Consider the following 19,277-nt stretch of genomic DNA (forward strand, 5'->3'; position numbering starts at 1 on the left):
CTACCCAGACTGCCGTTATTTCTGAGCCTTTTTCCCAAGCAATGAAAGTAACTGAAGAAGTTCCCTTTCGTTATTTGTAAAAATTTAGAACCTTAAATCTCGCTCTCCAGCTTCGATTCTCTGAAGTTTTTCAAGGGCTGCTTTTCTAGCCCCCTCTTTAGGAATATCCTGGAGCCCCTTTTCGATGACCTCATGTCCTAATTCTTTCAGCTCATCATCGGCGTAATCTAGGAGAAATTCCCTAAAGGTAAGTAACGCATTGGGTTGACAAACATTACCTATTTGGCCGGCCTTAGCCAAGACCATAAACCGATCCCCGGTTCTTCCTTCTCTATAGCAGGCCGTACAGTAACTTGGTACATAACCACTAACACATAAACTCTTAATGACTTCCATCGGTGAACGATGATCTGCCACTTCAAATTGTGGTTTTTCTTCCGTATTATTGATTCCATGTTCCTTCGAGTATGCGCCTACTCCTGTGCAAGAACCCGCACTAATCTGAGAAATTCCTAAGGCTAACACCTCTTCCCTAAAACCAACTTCTTCTCTTGTCGAGAGAATCATTCCGGTATAGGGAACAGCCAACCTCAAAACAGCAACTATCTTTTTAAAGTCATCATCCTCAACAAGATAAGGCAGATCACTCAGATCCACTCCCTCAGCGGCTCTCAATCTAGGAACTGAAATGGTATGTGGCCCAACGCCGAAGGCTTCCTCGAGATGTTCAGCATGCATCAGCAGGGCTATGGTTTCGTATTTATAGTCATATAAACCATATAATACGCCAATCCCGACATCTCCAATTCCAGCTTCCATGGCTCTATCCATGGCCGTAGTATGCCAATTGTAATTATGTTTGGGACCTGTAGGATGCATTTTTTCATAAATTTCCTGATTATACGTCTCCTGAAATAAAGTATAGGTACCGATATCTGCCTCTTTTAAGCGTCGATAATCCTCTACGGTCGTAGCCGCGACGTTGATATTTATTCGTCTAATACTTCCATTATCAAACTTCAAGGAGTATATCTTCCTAATGCACTCAATCACATAATCCAAGGAGCAATTAACAGGGTCTTCTCCCGCCTCTATGACAATTCGTTTGTGTCCTAGCGATTCTAAGATTTTCACTTCCGCTTCCAATTGTTCCATGGTCAGTTTACTTCTCTTCAGACTCTCATTACAAGCTTGGTATCCGCAATAGACACAGCTATTGATACAATAACTACTAATATAAAGGGGGGCGAATATAACAATTCTCTTGCCGTAAATTTTCTCCTTAATCTCTTTGGCGCTCTTAAACATTTCTGCCAGAACGTTTTTATCCTCTATATTTAAGAGCACGGCTGCCTCTCTATGCGTTAATCCTTGACAAGTCTTGGCCTTTTCAAGAATTGCGCTTACACAGTTTTTATCGTTGGCCTTACCCTGTCCTTCTTCCATAGAACTCTGAATTTCTTCATCAATAATAAAGTCCTTCGCCGAATACTCTTTCATCGTCAATCCTCCAATTTTTTAGTTAAGGCTGATTTAACATTAACCCCTTTAATTTTCCCTAATTTACCCGTCATAGCACTAATTTCATCCGAGGTTCCCTCCACGATCAAGGAGATAATTGATATGCCCCTCTCCGGACAAGGGATACCCATTCTGCCAATTATGATGCCCGCTAAATCGTGTAAAGTCTCATTAACCCTATTAGCGCTTTCAAATTCTTCAATAACTATGCCTATAACCCCTATTCTCTTCTTCATCTTATGTTTCCTCCAGAATAAAAAAAGCCTTCTACAAATAGTAAGAAGGCCCCTTAGTGATTAACCCTTCTCCTTTTGCTCAGAAAATTCCTTACAATCAGGTAAAAGTATGCTATAGATCCATTGTGTCAGAAACCTCCAGCACAACAGATACTTCTATTATATATCAAGTTATTCAATCACATGAACAAAGACGCTCGATATTATAAAATGTTTCCATTCCAAAGCCCTATTATGTATGCTTTTTACGCCTCACATAGCTCACACAATTGATGATAATACAGCGAGAGTCGACTGAGACCCCCACTGTATCATTCGAGCTAATCCAGTTACTGACTAGATTTTCTTACGTGCCGTATAGGTGGTGTGCAACAATTGATGCGCTCTTTCTCCGTATGGTTCGCCCAAATAATCTTTATACAGACCTATAATGGCCGGATTTTCGTGCGACTTGCGCAAGGGCTTGGCGCGGTCTTCACGGTATAAAGCTCCGGCTCGTAATGAAAGAATTTCTAGGTTTCCATGATGATAGGGTTGTCCTCCGCCTCCGATACACCCTCCTGGGCAAGCCATGATTTCTATAACGTCGTAATTGGTTTCCCCGGCTTGGATTCTTTCAAGGACAGTACGAGCATTACCCAGACCATGAATGACCGCAATTCGATAATCCCGTCCCTTGATCGGGATGACCGCTTCCTTAAGTCCAGCCATTCCTCGGAGAGCCTCAAACTCCACTTTCTCCAGAGTTTCACCGGTGAGTACCTCATAGGCTGTCCGCAAGGCGGCTTCGAGAACTCCGCCTGTTGTGCCGAAAATTACGGAAGCACCGGTCGATTCCCCTAAGGGATGATCAAACTCTTGGTCTTTGAGGTGATCAAAATGAATGCTGGCTTCGCGGATCATGCGAGCAAGTTCACGGGTGGTAATAACGATGTCCACATCTGCGGTTTCTGCCCCTTGCGAGAGTTCAGGACGGGCCGCTTCGTATTTTTTAGCAACACAGGGCATGACAGAGACAACGGTAATGGTTTTTGGATCAATTCCCAGGGTTCTCGCATAATAACTTTTAATCAAGACCCCTAACATTTCATGAGGGGATTTACAGGTTGAAGGAATGTCTAAGAGATCCGGGAATTGATGTTCGAAGAATTTAACCCAAGCGGGGCAGCAACTTGTCAGAAGAGGCAGACGTCCGCCATGTTGTATGCGGTGAACAAGCTCTGTTGCTTCCTCCATAATCGTCAGGTCAGCCGCAAAATCCGTATCAAAGACGCGGTCAAAACCAAGCCTCCGAAGAGCAGCCACCATTTTGCCCGTAACAATCGTCCCCGGCTCTAAACCGAATCCCTCCCCCAGAGCGACCCGTACGGCAGGAGCTGTCTGGACAACGACAAATTGATTGGGATCGTTGAGAGCCTTCCAAACTTTGTCGACCTGATCCAGCTCAGTCAATGCTCCAGTGGGACATACCGCAATACATTGTCCGCAGAACGTGCAAGCAGTTTTACTAAGGGATAAATCGAAGGCCGTTTTAACCACCGTTTCAAAACCACGCCCTACGGCAGAGTAAACACCTACAGTCTGTACTTCGTTGCACATTGTTTCGCAGCGTCGGCAGCGAATACATTTGTTAGGATCTCGAACAATGGAAGAACTCGATCTGTCGATTTCAAACTCAGATTCTTCCCCTTCATAGGAGATATGGCGTACGCCTAATTCCGCCGCTAAGGATTGGAGGTCGCAGTCTTGGTTTTTTGCACAGGTCAAACAAGATTTAGGGTGGTCAGAAAGCAGAAGTTCCACCATGGCTCGTCTAGCCTGGATAGCACGTAGCGAATCAGTTTTAACAACCATTCCCTTCGACACTGGGGTTGAACAGGAGGAGGCCAAATTGCGTCGACCCTCGACTTCGACCACACAGATTCGGCAGGAAGCGATGTTATTGTTGTAATGCATTTCGTTAAGCTTTAGGTAGCATAAGGTGGGAATATCTATGTTGATGGTTCGGGCGGCGTCTAAAATGGACATTCCTTCCGGTACTGTCAGGGAAATGTCGTTGATCGTTAGTTGAATATCCATATGGAGTCCTCCTTCAGGGATACCTTAATGGCAGACGATGGCGCCAATGACACGGCATTGTTCCATACATGCCCCACATTTTAAGCAACGTTCTTGGTCGATGATGTGGCGCTTTTTGGCTGAGCCAGCGATGCAATGCATAGGACATTTCTTAACGCAGAGGGTACACCCTACACACTTATCTGTGATTTCATATTTTAACAAGCTCTTACAAACGCCAGCCGGACAGGTTTTGTCAACAACATGGGCAATATATTCTTCTCGGAAATACTTTAAGGTGGAAAGGATGGGATTGGGTGCACTTTGCCCTAAACCGCATAGGGCAGTATCCTTGATGATATGACAGAGTTTCTCCATATTAGCCAAATCCTCTAACGTGCCTCTGCCATCCGTGATCTTGGTCAGGATTTCATAAAGACGCTTGGTACCAACCCGGCAAGCCGTACAGCGACCACAGGATTCATCCATCGTGAATTCTTGGAAGAACTTGGCGATATTGACCATGCAATCGTCTTCATCTAAGACAATCAGCCCACCAGATCCCATCATGGAGCCGATAGCGGCTAAGGATTCGTAATCAATCGGGGAATCTAAATACTTAGTCGGAATACATCCACCAGAGGGGCCTCCAGTTTGTGCTGCTTTAAACGTTTTATGTTGCTTAATACCTCCGCCAATGTCAAAAATTATTTGCCGGAGGGTTGTCCCCATCGGGACTTCCACAAGCCCTACATTATTCACTTTACCTGCTAAGGCAAAGACTTTGGTACCTTTGCTTTTTTCCGTGCCAATCCCGGCAAACCACTCTGCTCCCTTTAAAATTATGGGGGGGATATTAGCCAAGGTTTCCACATTGTTGACACAGGTTGGTTTACCCCACAATCCCTTCTCCGCGGGAAACGGAGGTTTGACAGTCGGTTCCCCCCTGGCCCCTTCGATAGAATGGATCAGTGCCGTTTCTTCACCACAGACAAAGGCCCCAGCTCCGTATTTAAGCTCAATGTTAAAGCTAAAATCACTGCCTAAAATCCCTTTTCCTAGTAAGCCGTAGTCTCGCGCCTGCACAATGGCAACTTGTAACCGGTGAATCGCCGCAGGGTATTCTGCCCGGACATAAATAAATCCTTCGGAAGCTCCAATCGCAGCCCCCGCTATGAGCATAGCCTCTAAAACGCTATGGGGGTCACCTTCCAAGACAGAGCGATCCATAAAGGCACCCGGATCCCCTTCGTCGGCATTGCAAATGATATATCGTTGATCAGCCTGACTTTGGTGCGTAAATTCCCATTTTGCACCCGTGGGAAAACCAGCACCGCCACGTCCCCGCAGTCCACTGACTTTAAGGACGTCAATGACCTCCATCGGTGTCATCTGAAAAAGAACTTTAGCTAAGGCTTGGTAGCCGTCCGCAGCAATATACTCAAGAATATTTTCTGGGGCAATATATCCGACGTTACGTAGGGCTATGCGCAGTTGTCCATCATAAAAAGGAATATTGGTAGCGAAACGCTCTTTGGTGTTCGGATCCATAAAAAGAAGGTGTTCTACCAGCTTTCCCTGTAGGAAGTGTTCTTCGACGATGGTGCTTACGTCTTCTGCCGAGACTTCACAATAAGTTACGTTATCGGGGAAAATTTCGATCATCGGACCCTTTTCGCAAAAACCAAAACAGCCGGGTTGGAAGACTTTGATCTGTTCAGACAATCCCAGTCTGCTCAGTTCTTCTTTGAGACGTTCAGCGATTCTAGGACTGCCCGAAGAGTGGCAACCAGGTCCTCCACAGACCATAACATGCCGAACCAGACCTTGGGCGCTTTCAGGGCTAAGAGAGTCGATAGCCTGCCGTGATTCAAGGAGTTTAAGACTTTGAGCTTGTAATGCATTCAAGGCATCGGTTTTTTTGAGTTTCATATGGCTTTCCCTTCCTTCGGTGACGCTTCCTTATTCGTGGTTCGTGGTTCGACGTACGGGGTTCGAAGTCGGAAGTTCGAAGTCGAACGTCGTGCATCGCGCTTCGAGTAGGCTTAACTTTCCGGGCGGTACTTGGCCAAAGCCTCATTAATGTTTTGTGCCTTGTGCATGCGTCCATGCACTTCGCCATCGACAATCATGACTGGAGCCAGGCCGCAGGCTCCGACGCAGCGCAGAGTTTCTAAAGTAAAGAGATTATCTGGAGAGGTTTCTCCAGCTTTAATTTTCAGCTGACTTTCAAGTTCTTTTTTTAATTTATCAGCCCCTCGGACAAAACAGGCGGTGCCGGTGCATACGTTAACAACATGTTCACCCCTAGGGATCATCGTGAAAAATGAATAAAAGCTTACAACGCCATAGACTGTGGCTGAAGGTATATCAAGTTTCTGTGCGATATGCCACTGTACATTATCGGGTAGGTAGCCATATATTTCTTGAGCATAATGCAGGACCCCAATTAGGTTTTCCTTTTTGTGGGTCAGACCGTCGATATAGTCATCTAGCTTTTGAGCAAATTGATTGGGCGAAGCGGTGTCACACATGAAAATCCTCCTTTATTAAAACTGTTGCTACTTTCACACCTCTCTATTTGTTGTTTTTTAGACCCTAGGTTACATTCAGGCTATCGACATAGTGGTCTGATGGGCAGGCAATGGTTTATGTGACTAGTTTAGCTTTCTTCTCTCTGCCTGTCGTGTTTATGGACATTAAATTAGTGTTTTGTGAATAAAGAAAATTTTATTAATTAAGAAAACAGTGAACTAATTAGCAAAATCTGAAAGGTACCTTGGCTGGTGCCAAGCCTTGGCGAAGACTTCGGGACGGAAGCCTGCCATAAGAACACTTCGCTTCGAAGGATGGGGCACCACCATGGAAGTAAAAAAACTCCACCTTCAAAAGAAGTGGAGTCTTCGAAAAAGCTCAGAAGTGTTTTACATAAAAAAATCCCTATAGGGAGCCTATTATTCACTGCGGAATAAATATCTTAACGGGCCGACCAACTGTTCCGTATTTCTGTTCCGATCTCAATGCCCCACTATGTTCTAGAAATTCAAGGTAACGGCGTACAGTGACCCTAGTTAGCTTAACTCCTTCCGCGACTTCCTCTGCAGAAAGGGGCCGTCGATTTGCTTGTAAAAATTGAACTATTTGGCCGAGAGTGGCCTGATGTAAGCCCTTAGGCAACCCTGTTTCTCCAAAATTCCCAGCAGTATTTAGGCTGGATAATGGCATATACCCAATAGGTAAGGCTTTTTTAGTTTCAAGTGGATCATTCCCGGGACTGCAACTGTTCGCCCGGTTAATTTCCGTTGTTAGAGATTGGATCTGCTCTACCATTTGGTTAAAAGCATCCTCAAGTTCCCCAATTTCCTTGGCGCTAGAAGTTTTAATCTTGTGGGTAAGATGTCCAGTTGCTACATCCCGAGTTCCTAATGCGATATTTTGTAAGGGATAGATGATCACTCTCTGAATGAAAAACCAAGTGAGAAGTGCTACCAAGATTGTTAAAGCTAAACCTAGTTCTGCCATAGTAAGCAAAGATCGAGTGATAATTTCCTGTTCATAGGCACGAGAAATACCTACATAAAAAATTCCAATAATTTGGCCATTCTCAGCGCGCAATGGAACGTAACCGGTTTGGTACCACTGGCCAACTACATTAGCCTCTCCTACATAAGTCTGACCATCTTTTAAGACTGTCTGGGCTACATTAGCAGAAACCTTCGTACCAATCGCTCGTTCGCCATTGGAACCAAGTACCGTGGTTGCTACCCGGGTGTCTCCAAGAAATACGGTCACAGTGTCCCCGGTAAGCTGGGATAAATGATCCACTAAATCATTATTGAGACTGATTTTAACGGGCCCTTTATAAAGGCTCTCGTCTTGCACATGCCACGAGCCGGGATAGGTTTTATCAATTATTTCCCCACAAGTTGCCAAATCTGTTTGTGCTTTGATTATCGCTGCAGCCACGGCTCGATCCTTCATATAAAAACCAAGAACCAGTAGGAAGCTAGCTGCCAGTAGGACGAGCGAACCTATGAGAAGTATAAGAATTTGATGTTTGAGCGAGCGCACAAGTTCACCTCTTTCGAAGACTTTATACCCTAATCCACGTCTAAGCCTCAGTTTAATAAGTGAGTGTTCAATGTTTGAGTTAGTGAATGAGTTCACTTGGTTTTTATTAGTATAATTAGGGATAATTTCGCGGTTAAAGTTGAAAAACCTTTTTTGAGCCATTATAAAGAAATTATTTAAAATAGTACCTAATCTTTATAATTACATCAATAGTTTTACCCTTCTGATAACTACTTCCTTACCCTCCACTAGAAGCTTTCGTCAGTTAAGCCTCGATGTTTAGTTTTAGCTGAAACGAGTTCACTCTGCTAAGCCAAAATCTTACTACAGGCCTTAGTTGTACTTTATGTTCGAATGGATTTATACTAATAATAGTTTAATGACTCCTTAACTTAACAAACTAGTCGCTTTGCGTAATTATCAAGTAACTAATTGAAGAGGTGGCAGAACATCATAATTCAACATGAAGTACTTTATTTTGTTTATGGTTTAGCCTTTTTCACAATGGGACTGGCCATATCCATACAAATTATTCAGCCAAGCCAGTTGAAGTTGTCCAAAACATTATGGTTGTTGGCCGTTTTTGGTTTTACCCATGCGATGTCAGAATGGGGCTATCTTTTTGTGCCAATTCAAACAGCGGGTCGAGAAGAGTATCTATTAATCTTGATTTAAGCAAAGATCAAATTCAAACCATGACGAACTGGGTTCAGGATGGGGCGAAAAATAACTAGTTTTAGTAAAACGAGTTAACAAGGCCTTGGTAATTGCCAGAGAGGCTTCTACCAAGGCTCTTCTTATGCCTAAGAATAGGAAACGTTTTGTCGTTAGCCACTTCGTATGATTATCTTTGAATTTGTAGTAAAATGATAAGAATAAGTATTTTACCCAGCTTAGACAATTTATGAGGTCTACAAATTCAGTACGGTTACTAAATAGGAGGCTTAAACCATGAAGGTTCGTATACTGATCGTCGATGACCACGAAATATTACGTATGGGCTTACGCATCGCTTTAACGCGTGTTGAGAATTTCGAAGTGGTTGCGGAGGCAGGAAGCAAGAGCGAAGCGATTGCGCAGACCAAAGCTTTACAACCCGAAGTGATCGTGATGGATGTACGTTTACCTGATGGAACGGGAATTGAAGCCTGTCGCGAGATCTTGGCGGATTATCCGAACTCCAAAGTCATTATGCTGACGTCTTATGCTGACGAGGAAGCGGTCATTGCTTCTCTGTTGGCGGGTGCAAAAGGTTTTATTATGAAAGAGATGGGAAGTACCGCCCTCTGCCAGGCGATTAAAACGGTTGTAGTCGGGGGAGAAATTATCGATGCTAAGTTGACCAACCGTATCTCAGAAAAAATGAAATCTCTTATCGCTAAGACCCCTGGCGAACCTCTGACAGAGCGAGAGACGGAGATTCTGGAATTGATTGCTCAAGGGAAGAGCAATAAGGAAATCGCCGAAACCCTTTATCTAGGCTATAGCACCGTCCGTAATTATGTTTCCAATATCTTGCATAAATTGGGGTATGGTAACCGCTCTCAGTTGACTGCCTATGCCTTGGAACGTAAGTATCACGAACATTGGACCAACCTTAAATGACAAATCTTGACTCATTTTACAATTTACTCAATATCAATATGCCTGTGATCTATTTCTTATATGGTCTAACTTTTTTCACTAGTGGCATCGTTATTTTAGTTCAATATCGACAAAGTAGTCCATTTTCATTTAACAAAGATTTATGGCTATTAAGTTTATTTGGCATCTTCCATGGCTTATCCGAATGGGGCTACTTGTTTATTCCTTTACAACAGGCTTATTTTGAGCAAAATATAATTTTTTCGATGTATGTTGTTCGTTCTTTCTTCTCGGCCTTCTCTTTTATCGTTTTGCTCAGTTTTGGTTTGCGCGTCTTAGCCATCACTCGACTTAAGTCGCTGGATGAAGTGATTTCATATGGTTTTTTCGCTGCCTGGTTCGGCTTTTCGCTTGTCAATTTGCGTTACGGGGATATGCACTCGCTATTACTTGGGGATACTGTTACTCACTATTTTTTAGGTATGACTTCAATTTTCATTACATCATTGGCCCTTTTCCGGCAGGCGAAATATGGGCATAAGCACCTAGCTGCCCCCGATATCTTGCGAAGTGAACAGGCTTTAGCCATTAGCTTTTTCTTCTATGCCTTTTTTGAAGGCATTATTGTATCCCAGCAAGACTTTTTCCCAGCTAATTTGATCAATTCGAGTTGGTTCTTTCATATTACAAAGTTACCTGTGCAGCTTTTCCGGACCCTCTGCGGAATCTTCATTTTGTACTATACCTTAAATTTAATGGGAGCATTTCAGCGTGCCACCGACAACTTATTCTTACAAGCGAAAGAAGAAGCCTTACGTTTAGCAGAACGTGAACGGATTAGCCGTGATTTACATGACGGGGTTCTACAGACTCTGTATGCAGCGGAACTTATGATTGAGTCTTGCCAATATAAACTTGGGCCAACCTCCCCAGTACAAGCAGAAATGCAAAGGAGCATAACAACGTTAGACGTGGCTATGCATGATCTTCGAAGTTATATTATGGGAATCAAGAATGAAGCCATTTACCACCAACCTCTATCGTTGATGTTCAAGAATATCATTGATGAGTTTCAGAACAGTTATAAAATAACCGTTGATTTCAACTGTTTGACCGACCCAAATCTTCAGTTGGCCCCCAACCGGCAGGATCATCTGTATCACATCATCACAGAACTGTTCAATAATGTGGCCAAACATGCCAAAGCCCAGCATGTAGCCATGCACGTTAAAGACCATCGGCATCAATTATATATCTCTTTTACTGATGACGGAATTGGACTTCCCAAAGAGTGTTTAGACCCTGCAGGCTGCAACGGTTTAGGGATGCGTCATATCCATGAACGCGTCCTGATTTTGCAAGGAGCCATCTCGTTCGACCTCCCTTTGCAGGGAGGTACTTTAGTTGTTTTGGCAATTCCCCTAGTCTAGACCCACAGCAAATTAAGTACTTTTGTACTGACCTTGATATGACAGGATACTCTAGGCCAGTAATGTGAATACTGTCATACTAATAAAGACGAAGCATCTTGCCAAAAATGAAAGGGGTAGTTATATGAATAAGAAACGTCTCCTTCTCCTAGTCAGTTCGCTTTTAATGGTTGCCTTAGTTGTCGTAGGATGCGGTAAAGCAGCAACTCCAGCTCCAGCTCCAACTCCAGCTCCGGTTCAACAAGCTGCTGCTCCAGATCTTGCAGCCAAAGTTGATGCTCTCCAAAAATCCATGGATGTTCAAACCAAAACCATCAATCCCAGCACTGCAACCGTTATGCTCGAGTACAATCAGCGTTTTGCTGCCTTATGGTATGCTGCACAAGCTCAAAACTGGGATTTAGCCGCTTATGAGGCTAAGGAAATGGGCGGAGTTCAAGCTGTTGCAGAAAACACGCGTCCCAAACGGGCCGAAGCGCTCCAAGCATTTAAAAAGAATACCCTTGAGCCTCTTCAAGCTGTCGTCGCCAAAAAAGATAAAGCAGCCTTTGAAGTAGCTTATGACAAAACGATCGCATCTTGCAATACTTGCCATGCTGTCTCGGACAAAAAGTATATTAAAATCCAAAGACCAACTCAAGTTCCTGCATCCAACGTCGATTACGCAGGTCAAAAATAATGTTCTGTTCCTAGAGCAAGCAAAACAATGGCTGACGGTAGAACGTTATCCATTGTTTTGCTTGCTTTACCCAATATTCCCCCAATGAAGGAGAGGGTCAGAAATGAAAAGTTCCAATCAAGATAAGAACTCAGCTTCAATAGGAAGACGTAAATTTTTGAGTATAGGGATCGGTACGGTCGGCGCTGCTCTCGGGGCATCTTATGTGAGTCTCTTGGGCAGTTTTTTGAATCCACCGTCAGCTTCAGGCGCGACGGAGCTGCAGTCTGTTGGTAATTTAGATAAGTTTCCGGTCAATACCCCGACTTTAGTAAGTTATAAAGGATCGGGCGTCGAAGAGGGTGTTTATGTCGTAAATCTGGGGTCTGAAGGAGTAATCGCCCTAGATTTTCACTGTACCCATTTAGAGTGTGCTATTAATTGGGTAGCAGCCAGTAAGCAATTTATCTGTCCTTGTCATGGCGGGGTTTTCGACATGAAGGGCACCATCCTTGCCGGGCCGCCACCCAAATCGTTGCGTCGCCGTGTGCTCAAAATCGAGGGTACTAATGTGCTGATTGGTGGGATGCTGGTATGATGAAATGGTTGGATGAACGATTAAATTTGAGTAGCCTAATAGGCTCTCTGTTTGAACATCCGGTACCCAAACGCAGCAGTTTTTTAGATTACTTAGGTTTTGCCACCCTCTTTGTGTTTATCAGTCAAGCGCTGACAGGAATTCTCTTGGCCACGGTCTATAAGCCGACGGCGGCCGAAGCCTATACCAGCATTCAAGCGATACAAGCCTCACCGATTGGCAATTATGTCCGTTCCCTGCATTCTTGGAGTGCGGACTTCATGGTGGTCTTGGTGATCATGCACCTATTACGTGTTTTTTACGAAGGTGCTTATAAACGGCCCCGTGAATTGACTTGGATTGCCGGGGTTATTCTGCTGATAGGAACCATGGGACTGGCCTTTACGGGTTACTTGCTCCCCTGGGATCAGGAAGGATATTGGGCGACCACAGTGGGTACGGCGATGGCTGGCTTTGTGCCTGGTATCGGTGATTTTCTGGTCCGCTTCTTACGGGATGGATCTCAAGTCACTGGAGCAACTTTAACCCGTTTCTATTCAGTGCACATGTTGGTGCTCCCCGCCATCATCCTCTTGGCTTTCATGCCTCATTTTTTCTTTGTTTTACGGCAGGGAATGTCGTCAACAGATGCCTTGAGTGAGGCTCACAAGCGTGGAGAAGATGTAAGTAAGAAATCTTTGCCCTTCTGGCCGGACGTGGCCTTGCGCATGATTATCGTGGTTTTGATTGTCGCCGTAGGCATCTGGGTATTAGCGGCTATTTATCCTCAGGGTCTGGGAGATCCGGCTGATGCTCTGAATAAGAGTCATTATATTCCGGAGCCCGCTTGGTACTTCTTCGGTGTCTATCAACTTCTCAAATACTTCCCAGGTTCCTTAGACGTCGTTGCCATGGTAGGACTCCCAGTGGTTGCTATGGTGGTGCTCTTTGGGTTACCTTGGCTGGATCGTAATCCGAGCCGTAGTCCCAAAAAACGTCCGATCGCCTTGGGTGTGGCAGCCGCTGTCGTCATAGGCCTGGCATTTTTGACCTATCAAGGGATGAGTTCAGTCCCTAAACCGATAGCGGCAGCCGGGGTCGTGGCACATCCCAGCTATAAAAAGGATATCCAGCCTATTTTACAAAGCAAGTGTGTCCAATGTCACGAGACTATAGCCACTTATAGTAAAACGGTAGAAAAAGTGACTCCCAGTAATCCTGGGGCAAGTGCTCTAATTAAATTAATTGATGGTTCTCAACAACCGCAAATGCCTGTAGGGCAGGAGCCTTTAAGCAAAGATCAAATTCAAACCATGACGAACTGGGTTCAGGATGGGGCGAAAAATAACTAGTTTTAGTAAAACGAGTTAACAAGGCCTTGGTAATTGCCAGCGAGGCTTCTACCAAGGCCGCCTTTGTTAGGCTCATTCGCATGATTATTTTTTGAATTTGTAGTAAAATGATAAGGATAAGAATTTTTCTCATTGCGGCTAAAAGAATAATGTCCCGGATAAGGTGGAAATGGACCATAGAGATTTCCCGTAAATTGAAAACAACGTCTGCTAAAGACATTCAGTTCGACGATCTCGCTAAAACCTACTCCTTTGCAGTTGCTGCCTTTGATAATTCCCAAATCGGTTATGCCTATGAGAATTTAGGCACAAACTGGCCTTTAAACAGTAAAATCCATCCTAAGTTTTAAAAGCCTTTGCTTGGTTAAAATCAAGCAAAGGCTTTTCTCTAGTAGTTGCAATTACGGTAATATGGGTTAGACCTTTCTTAGACTACTTTTCACTTTATAGTCTTTGAAAATTAATTCGTTTATGCAGGATTATCGTGTAGAAACGTAGAAGAAAAAGGATGTGGACAAGCTCCATAAACGTGCATGTAGGGGGGACTATTAAATGAAAATACGTTCTCTATCTAAGCTAACACGCACATATGCTTCAGCTTTAAGTTTGATTGCCTTATGGACCCTTGCTACTTTCATTACCATGCACCAAGTAATTTTGACTCAAAAGGATAGTGCACGACTTGTGAATGTAAGTGGAAGTCAACGATGGTTGTCACAGTAAGCAGCCCTTCTAAGTGTAGAGCTTGTTTACTTCTCTGATACTAGTGAGCGAGATCAATTTAGAAAGCAACTGTTAAGCACAATAGATCAATTACAGAAAAATCATCAAGAATTAGTCCAAGGTTGTCCTCAGATGATTTCACCGCGACCATTATCTCCTCAAATGCAGAAGATGTATTTTAACCCACCAACAAATATGCAAACACGAATTAACCGCTATAATCTTGAAGCTCTAGCTCTAGCCAATGAACCAGCACACTTGCTTACCCCCGATAATCCTCATCTAACCTACATACTTCAAAATAGGGAGAACCTCTTAGAGTCCTTAGATCAGATTGTATCCCTATACCAGCAAGAAAGTGAAGCTAAAGTCCAGCGTCTTCAGATGTTAGAAACAACAAGCGGTGTGATAATTCTTCTAACTCTCGCCTTTCTAGGATTGTATATTTTCCGGCCTTTAGCAAACACTCTTCTAGAAGAGCGGGCTCAATTGGAACGCGCTCTTCTAGAAGAGTGTTTGCTCTCCTCAGTTGATGGCTTAACTGGTATAGCCAATCGTCGACATTTTGATCAGTTCCTTTCTCAACTATGGTCACTAGCAGCACGTAATGGCGAACCCATAGCACTCATAATGTGTGACATCGACTTATTTAAAGCGTATAATGATACTTACGGTCACCTACAAGGAGATGAATGTCTTCAAAAAGTAGCGGCTGCCTTAAAGAACTCCATGAAACGCCAAGTCGATTTCGTTGCTCGTTACGGTGGAGAAGAATTTGTAGTTGTTCTTTCGAACACCGATGTGGAGGGTGCCACAAAAGTAGCGGAAACTTTACGTGCCAATGTGGAAAATCTAGCAATACCCCATCGCCTTTCCTCTATTACACCAAAAGTAACCATTAGTTTAGGGGTTGCCATTGGATATGCTAATTCTGCTGTCTTACCTCAAACGTTAATTGAGGCCGCAGATAATGCCCTTTATCAAGCGAAACTGGATGGCCGAAACCGCTACAAATTATTTATATTAATTATAAAATAATAATATTTATAATTGCAGTATTAACCTAAGTAGTGTAGAATATATTTATCAGCTTGTGCAATGTATAACCATTGACTTAACTAGATTGTATCCCGGCACCAGCAAAAAATGAGGTTAAAGTGTCCCCCCAAAAAATTATTAGGAGGTTTACCATGAGTTTTGAAATTAACAAGAGTGTAAAATGGGTTGGTAAGATCGACTGGGAATTAAAAAAGTTTCACGGTGATGAACTCTCGACTCACCGCGGTTCTAGCTATAATTCTTACCTTGTTCGGGATAAAAAGACAGCCCTCATCGATTGCGTTTGGGCACCGTTCGCCAAAGAATTTGTCGCTAACTTGAAGAAAGAAATCGATTTAAATTCGATCGATTATATCATTGCGAATCATGGTGAACCGGATCACAGTGGGGCTTTGCCAGAATTAATGAGGGAAATCCCGAATACCCCCATTTATTGTACCGCTAATGCCATCAAATCCTTAAAAGGCCAGTACCATCAAGATTGGAACTTCATACCCGTCAAAACGGGCGATAAATTAAGCCTAGGCTCCAAAGAGTTTATTTTCATTGAGGCTAGAATGCTCCATTGGCCTGATACGATGTTCACCTACTTGACCAGCGATAACATCCTGTTCAGCAATGATGGCTTTGGTCAGCATTTAGCGTCTGAGCATATGTTCAACGACTTAGTCAATCAGGCAGATTTATATCACGAAGCCCAGAAATATTATGCTAATATTTTGACTCCGTTCAGTAAAATGGTAGTCAATAAAATTACTGAAATCTTAAGCTTTAACCTGCCGGTTGATATGATCTGCCCAAGCCATGGCCTCATTTGGCGTGATAATCCCTTGCAAATTGTCGATAAATATATGGCATGGGCTAAGGATTACCAAGAAAACCAAATATCAATCATCTACGATACCATGTGGAACAGTACCCGAAAAATGGCCGAACAAATAGCCGCTGGAATCAAACTAAGTGACAAAGACGTTACTGTTAAATTGTTTAATTGCAATTCGACCCATACCGATAAAAACGATATCATTACAGAAGTCTTTAAATCCAAGGCAATCCTTGTTGGTTCACCGACCATTAATAAAGGCATATCGTTTGCCGTCGCTGGAATCCTAGAAATGATCAAAGGATTAGCGCTAAAAAATAAGAAAGGCGCTGCCTTTGGTAGTTATGGTTGGAGTGGTGAAAATACTAAACTGATTTCTACTGAATTAGAACACGCTAAGTTTGAGCTACTCAACGAAGGGCTTAGGGTAACCTGGAATCCGGATGACGAGAGCCTCATTAAGTGTCAGGAATTTGGTCGGACCATCGGAGAAGCACTCAAGTAAATAACAAATAAATCATAAAGGAAGGGGAGCATTTTTAAAAATGCTCCCCTTCCTTTAGACACGGGGACGGTTCTCCTGTCTCACCACACTAGTTAGACAAAAGAACCGTCCCCCGCGTCTTCTGACGACACTTACTTTACAACCGTTAGTTCGGGCACCTCGCTACCCTTCTGAGACTCCTGCCATCTAACCTTCCATCGTTTCCACAGCTTTTCCGACGCTTCCACTGCTACGGGGTCAAATTGTAGGCCTTTGTTGATCAGTATCTCTTCCCAGCACTCCTCCCAGGACAAGGCTTTTCGATAAGGTCTTATGGAAGTAATGGCATCCACAGAATCTGCTACCCCAATAATCCTCGAACCCAGGGGGATTTTATCCTCCTTCAAGCCGCCGGGATACCCTTTCCCATCCCATCTTTCGTGGTGATGAAGAACAATTTCGGCAATTTGTTTAAGACCTTTCGATTTAGCCAAAATCTTATAGCCGATCTCCGGATGTGTTTGGATCTGAGCAAACTCATGGGGAAGGAGTCTTCCTTTTTTATTTAAAATAGTTTCTGAAATGCCCATTTTACCAATGTCATGGAGGTGAGCCGCGATATGAAGATTTTCAAGTTCAGAACCTTTCAGGCCCATAGCTCGCCCCAGATCGTACGACATATCCCCTACTCTTGAAGAATGTCCACTGGTGTATAAATCTTTCGCTTCCAGTGCTGCGGCTAAACATTCAATAATGTCGTGGAAATGGTGCGGACGGAAAATCCTTTGAATGTATTGAAACATGCGAGCAAGTACCTTTCATGTCTTTACTTTCCTGTGGCTACACCGCTAGCTGTCGCTTCAAGCTCCAGCAACAAGCCTTCCAATGAAGTTCCACTACTGGTATGGCATCTGAAGACCGGAATCTTCTTTCTTTTTGCTTCTTTTACCGCAACATGAATCATTTGATGGGAGACAGTCGAGGTGAATAAAACGATCCCATCCGGAGTTCCGATCGCCTTACCAAACTTAGCTGGCATTTGTGTATAGACCTTAACACGATGTCCACGCTTGGAGCATATTCCCATGTATTCACTATGCATTCTATCATGACCTCCAACTAGCACGATACTCATAGTCACCCTCCTTGTGTTAGATTGCTTATATAAACTCATACTTTATAAATGCCCTTTGTTCCTATCGCACAGCACAAATTGAATCGCTTCATGGTCGTATTTATTTAGAACAATTGCACCCGGTGCAATTTCCACAGCAATTACTTTCTCCTTTGCGCATGCGCCTAATCGTTCGCAAAATAATAAATGCAGTCACTCCAACTATGAACCCGCCAATAAGCCAATTAATCATTTATTTCACCTATTTCCTTTTTTGATCAACTAAAACCCAATAATTTTCCCACTTGGAAGATCAGGAATGCTACTAGCCAAGCTACCCCTGTTGAATATCCAACTGCAATGAAAGTCCACTTCCAGGAATTCATCTCTCGTTTAATCGTTGCAAAGGCAGCCATGCACGAGGACATGAAGGGTATGAGCATAATTGTTAAGCGTCGATCCTTTTCGTTTTCTAAGGTTCTGGCACTCATAATTGCCGGGACACTGCACCCGAAGCCGATTAGCATGGGAATAAATGATTTCCCACTCAAGCCCGATAAAGTCTCTAGATATGATTTCCTCCATTGAATATGGGGATAAGGAATAGATTCCCGGTAGATCAACGATCCGAATGTCTTCTTTGAATTTGTTGGCCTTTCCTTCTCTTTTTTCAATGGTGACACCTGGCCAGTTTCCAACATACTGTGCACTTCCTGTGATTTCATTAAACAAGGTGGTTTTTCCGCAGTTTGGATTTCCCACCAGTGCAAACTTCAAGGACATAGGTATTTACATCTCCTTTAAACCTAAGCACTAATGATAACCATTCTCAATGTTGATTCTAAAATAATGCTCCTTTGTATTCAGGAGCATCATTTATGTAATAATGATGTTTTCCGCTTCTGATTTTCTAAGTGTTAGCTCGTACCCTCGGATATTTACCTCCATGGGATCCCCCAAAGGCGCTACTTTTCTGACCAGTACTTCTGCTCCACGAGTCACACCCATGTCCATTAGCCTTTTCTTAACCGCACCTTTCTCTCCCAAAACTTTGGTAATTGTCGCTTTTTCACCCGGTTTTAAGTCCTTAAGAGTCCTCTCCAAACTACTTACCTCCTATATATCAAGCCTGCACCAGCACCTGCTGGGCGACTCCTCTATTCAGAGCAAACCTCGATCCTTTGACGGCCACAATGAGATTTCCACTAAATTCCGAAATGACCGATATACTTACACCTGGAATAATACCTAGACCTTCCAAGAATTTTCTAGTTGTATCCTTGGTCCTACAGACTTCAATTACAGCCTCTTTACCGGGGGAAAGCATCGTTAAAGGCATTTTCCTAACTCCTCCTTATCGCAAATAGTTGTAATTGATAATCAGTATCACCTTTGTATGTGCTAACTTTATCATTATTATTTCGTTTCGTCAATAACAATTTTTCGACTGAAATTACGTACCTTAGGCTTGCTTTCCACATTCCCACTGCAGTTCTTTAAGCATTTCAACCAGCTGATCCGAAAGAACATGAATTTGCCCAAGATATCTCCAGGACTCTTCTTTCTGCCCTGAGTTCATAGCGGTAA

At 43.4% G+C, this 19,277-nt stretch carries 22 protein-coding genes and 1 pseudogene; 10 read left to right on the plus strand and 13 right to left on the minus strand.

The genetic code is table 11. The features are described 5' to 3' along the window. Window positions 1–84: 84 nt before the first annotated feature. The 6 genes from hydG to JL57_RS08345 all read right to left on the minus strand — a co-directional run bounded on the left by hydG (window position 85) and on the right by JL57_RS08345 (window position 7,886). Window positions 85–1,500: a [FeFe] hydrogenase H-cluster radical SAM maturase HydG gene (gene hydG / locus JL57_RS08320; RefSeq protein WP_034141586.1), complete on the minus strand. Its 1,416-nt coding sequence runs from the start codon at window positions 1,498–1,500 to the stop codon at window positions 85–87. Between the two features lie 2 nt (window positions 1,501–1,502). Then, window positions 1,503–1,757 (minus strand): TM1266 family iron-only hydrogenase system putative regulator, encoded by a 255-nt coding sequence (locus tag JL57_RS08325; protein ID WP_034141587.1) that lies wholly within the window; start codon window positions 1,755–1,757, stop codon window positions 1,503–1,505. Window positions 1,758–2,093: 336 nt separating this feature from the next. Then, complete coding sequence (locus JL57_RS08330; RefSeq protein WP_034141588.1) at window positions 2,094–3,836, minus strand: NADH-dependent [FeFe] hydrogenase, group A6; 1,743 nt, start codon at window positions 3,834–3,836, stop codon at window positions 2,094–2,096. Window positions 3,837–3,860: 24 nt separating this feature from the next. Then, window positions 3,861–5,747, minus strand: a complete 1,887-nt coding sequence (locus tag JL57_RS08335) for an NADH-quinone oxidoreductase subunit NuoF (RefSeq protein WP_034141589.1) — start codon at window positions 5,745–5,747, stop codon at window positions 3,861–3,863. 113 nt (window positions 5,748–5,860) lie between these two features. Next, the gene (locus tag JL57_RS08340) at window positions 5,861–6,349 is read right to left on the minus strand and encodes an NAD(P)H-dependent oxidoreductase subunit E (protein WP_034141590.1); all 489 of its coding nucleotides are present in this window, start codon (window positions 6,347–6,349) and stop codon (window positions 5,861–5,863) included. Between the two features lie 424 nt (window positions 6,350–6,773). Then, on the minus strand, window positions 6,774–7,886 hold the full coding sequence (locus JL57_RS08345; protein ID WP_034141591.1) for a cache domain-containing protein: 1,113 nt from the start codon (window positions 7,884–7,886) through the stop codon (window positions 6,774–6,776). A 432-nt stretch (window positions 7,887–8,318) separates the two neighbouring features. On the opposite strand from JL57_RS08345, the gene JL57_RS33885 reads away from it, so the two are divergent. The 10 genes from JL57_RS33885 to JL57_RS08380 all read left to right on the plus strand — a co-directional run bounded on the left by JL57_RS33885 (window position 8,319) and on the right by JL57_RS08380 (window position 16,597). Beyond that, complete coding sequence (locus JL57_RS33885; protein ID WP_291299852.1) at window positions 8,319–8,561, plus strand: hypothetical protein; 243 nt, start codon at window positions 8,319–8,321, stop codon at window positions 8,559–8,561. A 276-nt stretch (window positions 8,562–8,837) separates the two neighbouring features. Further along, the gene (locus JL57_RS08350) at window positions 8,838–9,491 is read left to right on the plus strand and encodes a response regulator transcription factor (protein ID WP_034141592.1); all 654 of its coding nucleotides are present in this window, start codon (window positions 8,838–8,840) and stop codon (window positions 9,489–9,491) included. Next, window positions 9,488–10,900, plus strand: coding sequence for a sensor histidine kinase (locus tag JL57_RS08355; RefSeq protein WP_034141593.1), 1,413 nt, complete (start codon window positions 9,488–9,490; stop codon window positions 10,898–10,900). Before JL57_RS08350 ends, JL57_RS08355 begins: the two co-directional genes overlap by 4 nt. Before the next feature lie 124 nt (window positions 10,901–11,024). Beyond that, on the plus strand, window positions 11,025–11,579 hold the full coding sequence (locus JL57_RS33890) for a hypothetical protein (protein WP_291299853.1): 555 nt from the start codon (window positions 11,025–11,027) through the stop codon (window positions 11,577–11,579). Window positions 11,580–11,682: 103 nt separating this feature from the next. Further along, window positions 11,683–12,156, plus strand: a complete 474-nt coding sequence (locus JL57_RS08365) for a ubiquinol-cytochrome c reductase iron-sulfur subunit (RefSeq protein ID WP_045691183.1) — start codon at window positions 11,683–11,685, stop codon at window positions 12,154–12,156. Next, window positions 12,153–13,487, plus strand: a complete 1,335-nt coding sequence (locus JL57_RS08370) for a cytochrome bc complex cytochrome b subunit (protein WP_034141594.1) — start codon at window positions 12,153–12,155, stop codon at window positions 13,485–13,487. Before JL57_RS08365 ends, JL57_RS08370 begins: the two co-directional genes overlap by 4 nt. Window positions 13,488–13,681: 194 nt before the next feature. Then, window positions 13,682–13,837 (plus strand): hypothetical protein, encoded by a 156-nt coding sequence (locus JL57_RS33895; RefSeq protein WP_291299854.1) that lies wholly within the window; start codon window positions 13,682–13,684, stop codon window positions 13,835–13,837. Between the two features lie 202 nt (window positions 13,838–14,039). Further along, window positions 14,040–14,210: a hypothetical protein gene (locus JL57_RS33900; protein ID WP_291299855.1), complete on the plus strand. Its 171-nt coding sequence runs from the start codon at window positions 14,040–14,042 to the stop codon at window positions 14,208–14,210. Between the two features lie 132 nt (window positions 14,211–14,342). Then, a complete protein-coding gene (locus tag JL57_RS33905; RefSeq protein ID WP_291299856.1) occupies window positions 14,343–15,248 on the plus strand; it encodes a diguanylate cyclase in 906 nt (301 codons plus the stop codon). 152 nt (window positions 15,249–15,400) lie between these two features. After that, on the plus strand, window positions 15,401–16,597 hold the full coding sequence (locus tag JL57_RS08380) for an anaerobic nitric oxide reductase flavorubredoxin (RefSeq protein ID WP_034141595.1): 1,197 nt from the start codon (window positions 15,401–15,403) through the stop codon (window positions 16,595–16,597). A gap of 131 nt (window positions 16,598–16,728) precedes the next feature. Here the strand turns inward: JL57_RS08380 and JL57_RS08385 are convergent, their stop codons facing one another. From JL57_RS08385 to JL57_RS08405, 7 genes and pseudogenes are all read right to left on the minus strand, one after another. Then, complete coding sequence (locus tag JL57_RS08385; RefSeq protein ID WP_034141596.1) at window positions 16,729–17,379, minus strand: HD-GYP domain-containing protein; 651 nt, start codon at window positions 17,377–17,379, stop codon at window positions 16,729–16,731. Between the two features lie 23 nt (window positions 17,380–17,402). Next, a complete protein-coding gene (locus JL57_RS08390; protein WP_034141597.1) occupies window positions 17,403–17,711 on the minus strand; it encodes a DUF2325 domain-containing protein in 309 nt (102 codons plus the stop codon). A 100-nt stretch (window positions 17,712–17,811) separates the two neighbouring features. Next, window positions 17,812–17,943, minus strand: a complete 132-nt coding sequence (locus JL57_RS36315) for a FeoB-associated Cys-rich membrane protein (RefSeq protein ID WP_366557000.1) — start codon at window positions 17,941–17,943, stop codon at window positions 17,812–17,814. Window positions 17,944–17,968: 25 nt separating this feature from the next. After that, window positions 17,969–18,217 carry a nucleoside recognition domain-containing protein gene (locus JL57_RS36320; RefSeq protein ID WP_366557001.1) on the minus strand — a complete coding sequence of 83 codons (249 nt, stop codon included), beginning with the start codon at window positions 18,215–18,217 and terminating at the stop codon, window positions 17,969–17,971. Between the two features lie 28 nt (window positions 18,218–18,245). Next, window positions 18,246–18,473 (minus strand): annotated as a pseudogene (locus JL57_RS33910) (FeoB small GTPase domain-containing protein); the annotation flags it as partial. 93 nt (window positions 18,474–18,566) lie between these two features. Then, window positions 18,567–18,794 (minus strand): FeoA family protein, encoded by a 228-nt coding sequence (locus JL57_RS08400; RefSeq protein ID WP_034141599.1) that lies wholly within the window; start codon window positions 18,792–18,794, stop codon window positions 18,567–18,569. A gap of 19 nt (window positions 18,795–18,813) precedes the next feature. Then, window positions 18,814–19,029 (minus strand): FeoA family protein, encoded by a 216-nt coding sequence (locus JL57_RS08405; protein WP_034141600.1) that lies wholly within the window; start codon window positions 19,027–19,029, stop codon window positions 18,814–18,816. Between the last annotated feature and the right edge of the window lie 248 nt (window positions 19,030–19,277).

This window comes from Desulfosporosinus sp. BICA1-9 (assembly GCF_000802135.1).

What these genes read in the sequence shown, in the direction of transcription:
- hydG (WP_034141586.1), bottom strand. Translation starts at nt 1,500, where the DNA reads ATGAAAGAGTATTCGGCGAAGGACTTTATTATTGATGAAGAAATTCAG.
- JL57_RS08325 (WP_034141587.1), bottom strand. Translation starts at nt 1,757, where the DNA reads ATGAAGAAGAGAATAGGGGTTATAGGCATAGTTATTGAAGAATTTGAA.
- JL57_RS08330 (WP_034141588.1), bottom strand. Translation starts at nt 3,836, where the DNA reads ATGGATATTCAACTAACGATCAACGACATTTCCCTGACAGTACCGGAA.
- JL57_RS08335 (WP_034141589.1), bottom strand. Translation starts at nt 5,747, where the DNA reads ATGAAACTCAAAAAAACCGATGCCTTGAATGCATTACAAGCTCAAAGT.
- JL57_RS08340 (WP_034141590.1), bottom strand. Translation starts at nt 6,349, where the DNA reads ATGTGTGACACCGCTTCGCCCAATCAATTTGCTCAAAAGCTAGATGAC.
- JL57_RS08350 (WP_034141592.1), top strand. Translation starts at nt 8,838, where the DNA reads ATGAAGGTTCGTATACTGATCGTCGATGACCACGAAATATTACGTATG.
- JL57_RS08355 (WP_034141593.1), top strand. Translation starts at nt 9,488, where the DNA reads ATGACAAATCTTGACTCATTTTACAATTTACTCAATATCAATATGCCT.
- JL57_RS33890 (WP_291299853.1), top strand. Translation starts at nt 11,025, where the DNA reads ATGAATAAGAAACGTCTCCTTCTCCTAGTCAGTTCGCTTTTAATGGTT.
- JL57_RS08365 (WP_045691183.1), top strand. Translation starts at nt 11,683, where the DNA reads ATGAAAAGTTCCAATCAAGATAAGAACTCAGCTTCAATAGGAAGACGT.
- JL57_RS08370 (WP_034141594.1), top strand. Translation starts at nt 12,153, where the DNA reads ATGATGAAATGGTTGGATGAACGATTAAATTTGAGTAGCCTAATAGGC.
- JL57_RS33900 (WP_291299855.1), top strand. Translation starts at nt 14,040, where the DNA reads ATGAAAATACGTTCTCTATCTAAGCTAACACGCACATATGCTTCAGCT.
- JL57_RS33905 (WP_291299856.1), top strand. Translation starts at nt 14,343, where the DNA reads ATGATTTCACCGCGACCATTATCTCCTCAAATGCAGAAGATGTATTTT.
- JL57_RS08380 (WP_034141595.1), top strand. Translation starts at nt 15,401, where the DNA reads ATGAGTTTTGAAATTAACAAGAGTGTAAAATGGGTTGGTAAGATCGAC.
- JL57_RS08385 (WP_034141596.1), bottom strand. Translation starts at nt 17,379, where the DNA reads ATGTTTCAATACATTCAAAGGATTTTCCGTCCGCACCATTTCCACGAC.
- JL57_RS08390 (WP_034141597.1), bottom strand. Translation starts at nt 17,711, where the DNA reads ATGAGTATCGTGCTAGTTGGAGGTCATGATAGAATGCATAGTGAATAC.
- JL57_RS36315 (WP_366557000.1), bottom strand. Translation starts at nt 17,943, where the DNA reads ATGATTAATTGGCTTATTGGCGGGTTCATAGTTGGAGTGACTGCATTT.
- JL57_RS36320 (WP_366557001.1), bottom strand. Translation starts at nt 18,217, where the DNA reads ATGCTAATCGGCTTCGGGTGCAGTGTCCCGGCAATTATGAGTGCCAGA.
- JL57_RS08405 (WP_034141600.1), bottom strand. Translation starts at nt 19,029, where the DNA reads ATGCCTTTAACGATGCTTTCCCCCGGTAAAGAGGCTGTAATTGAAGTC.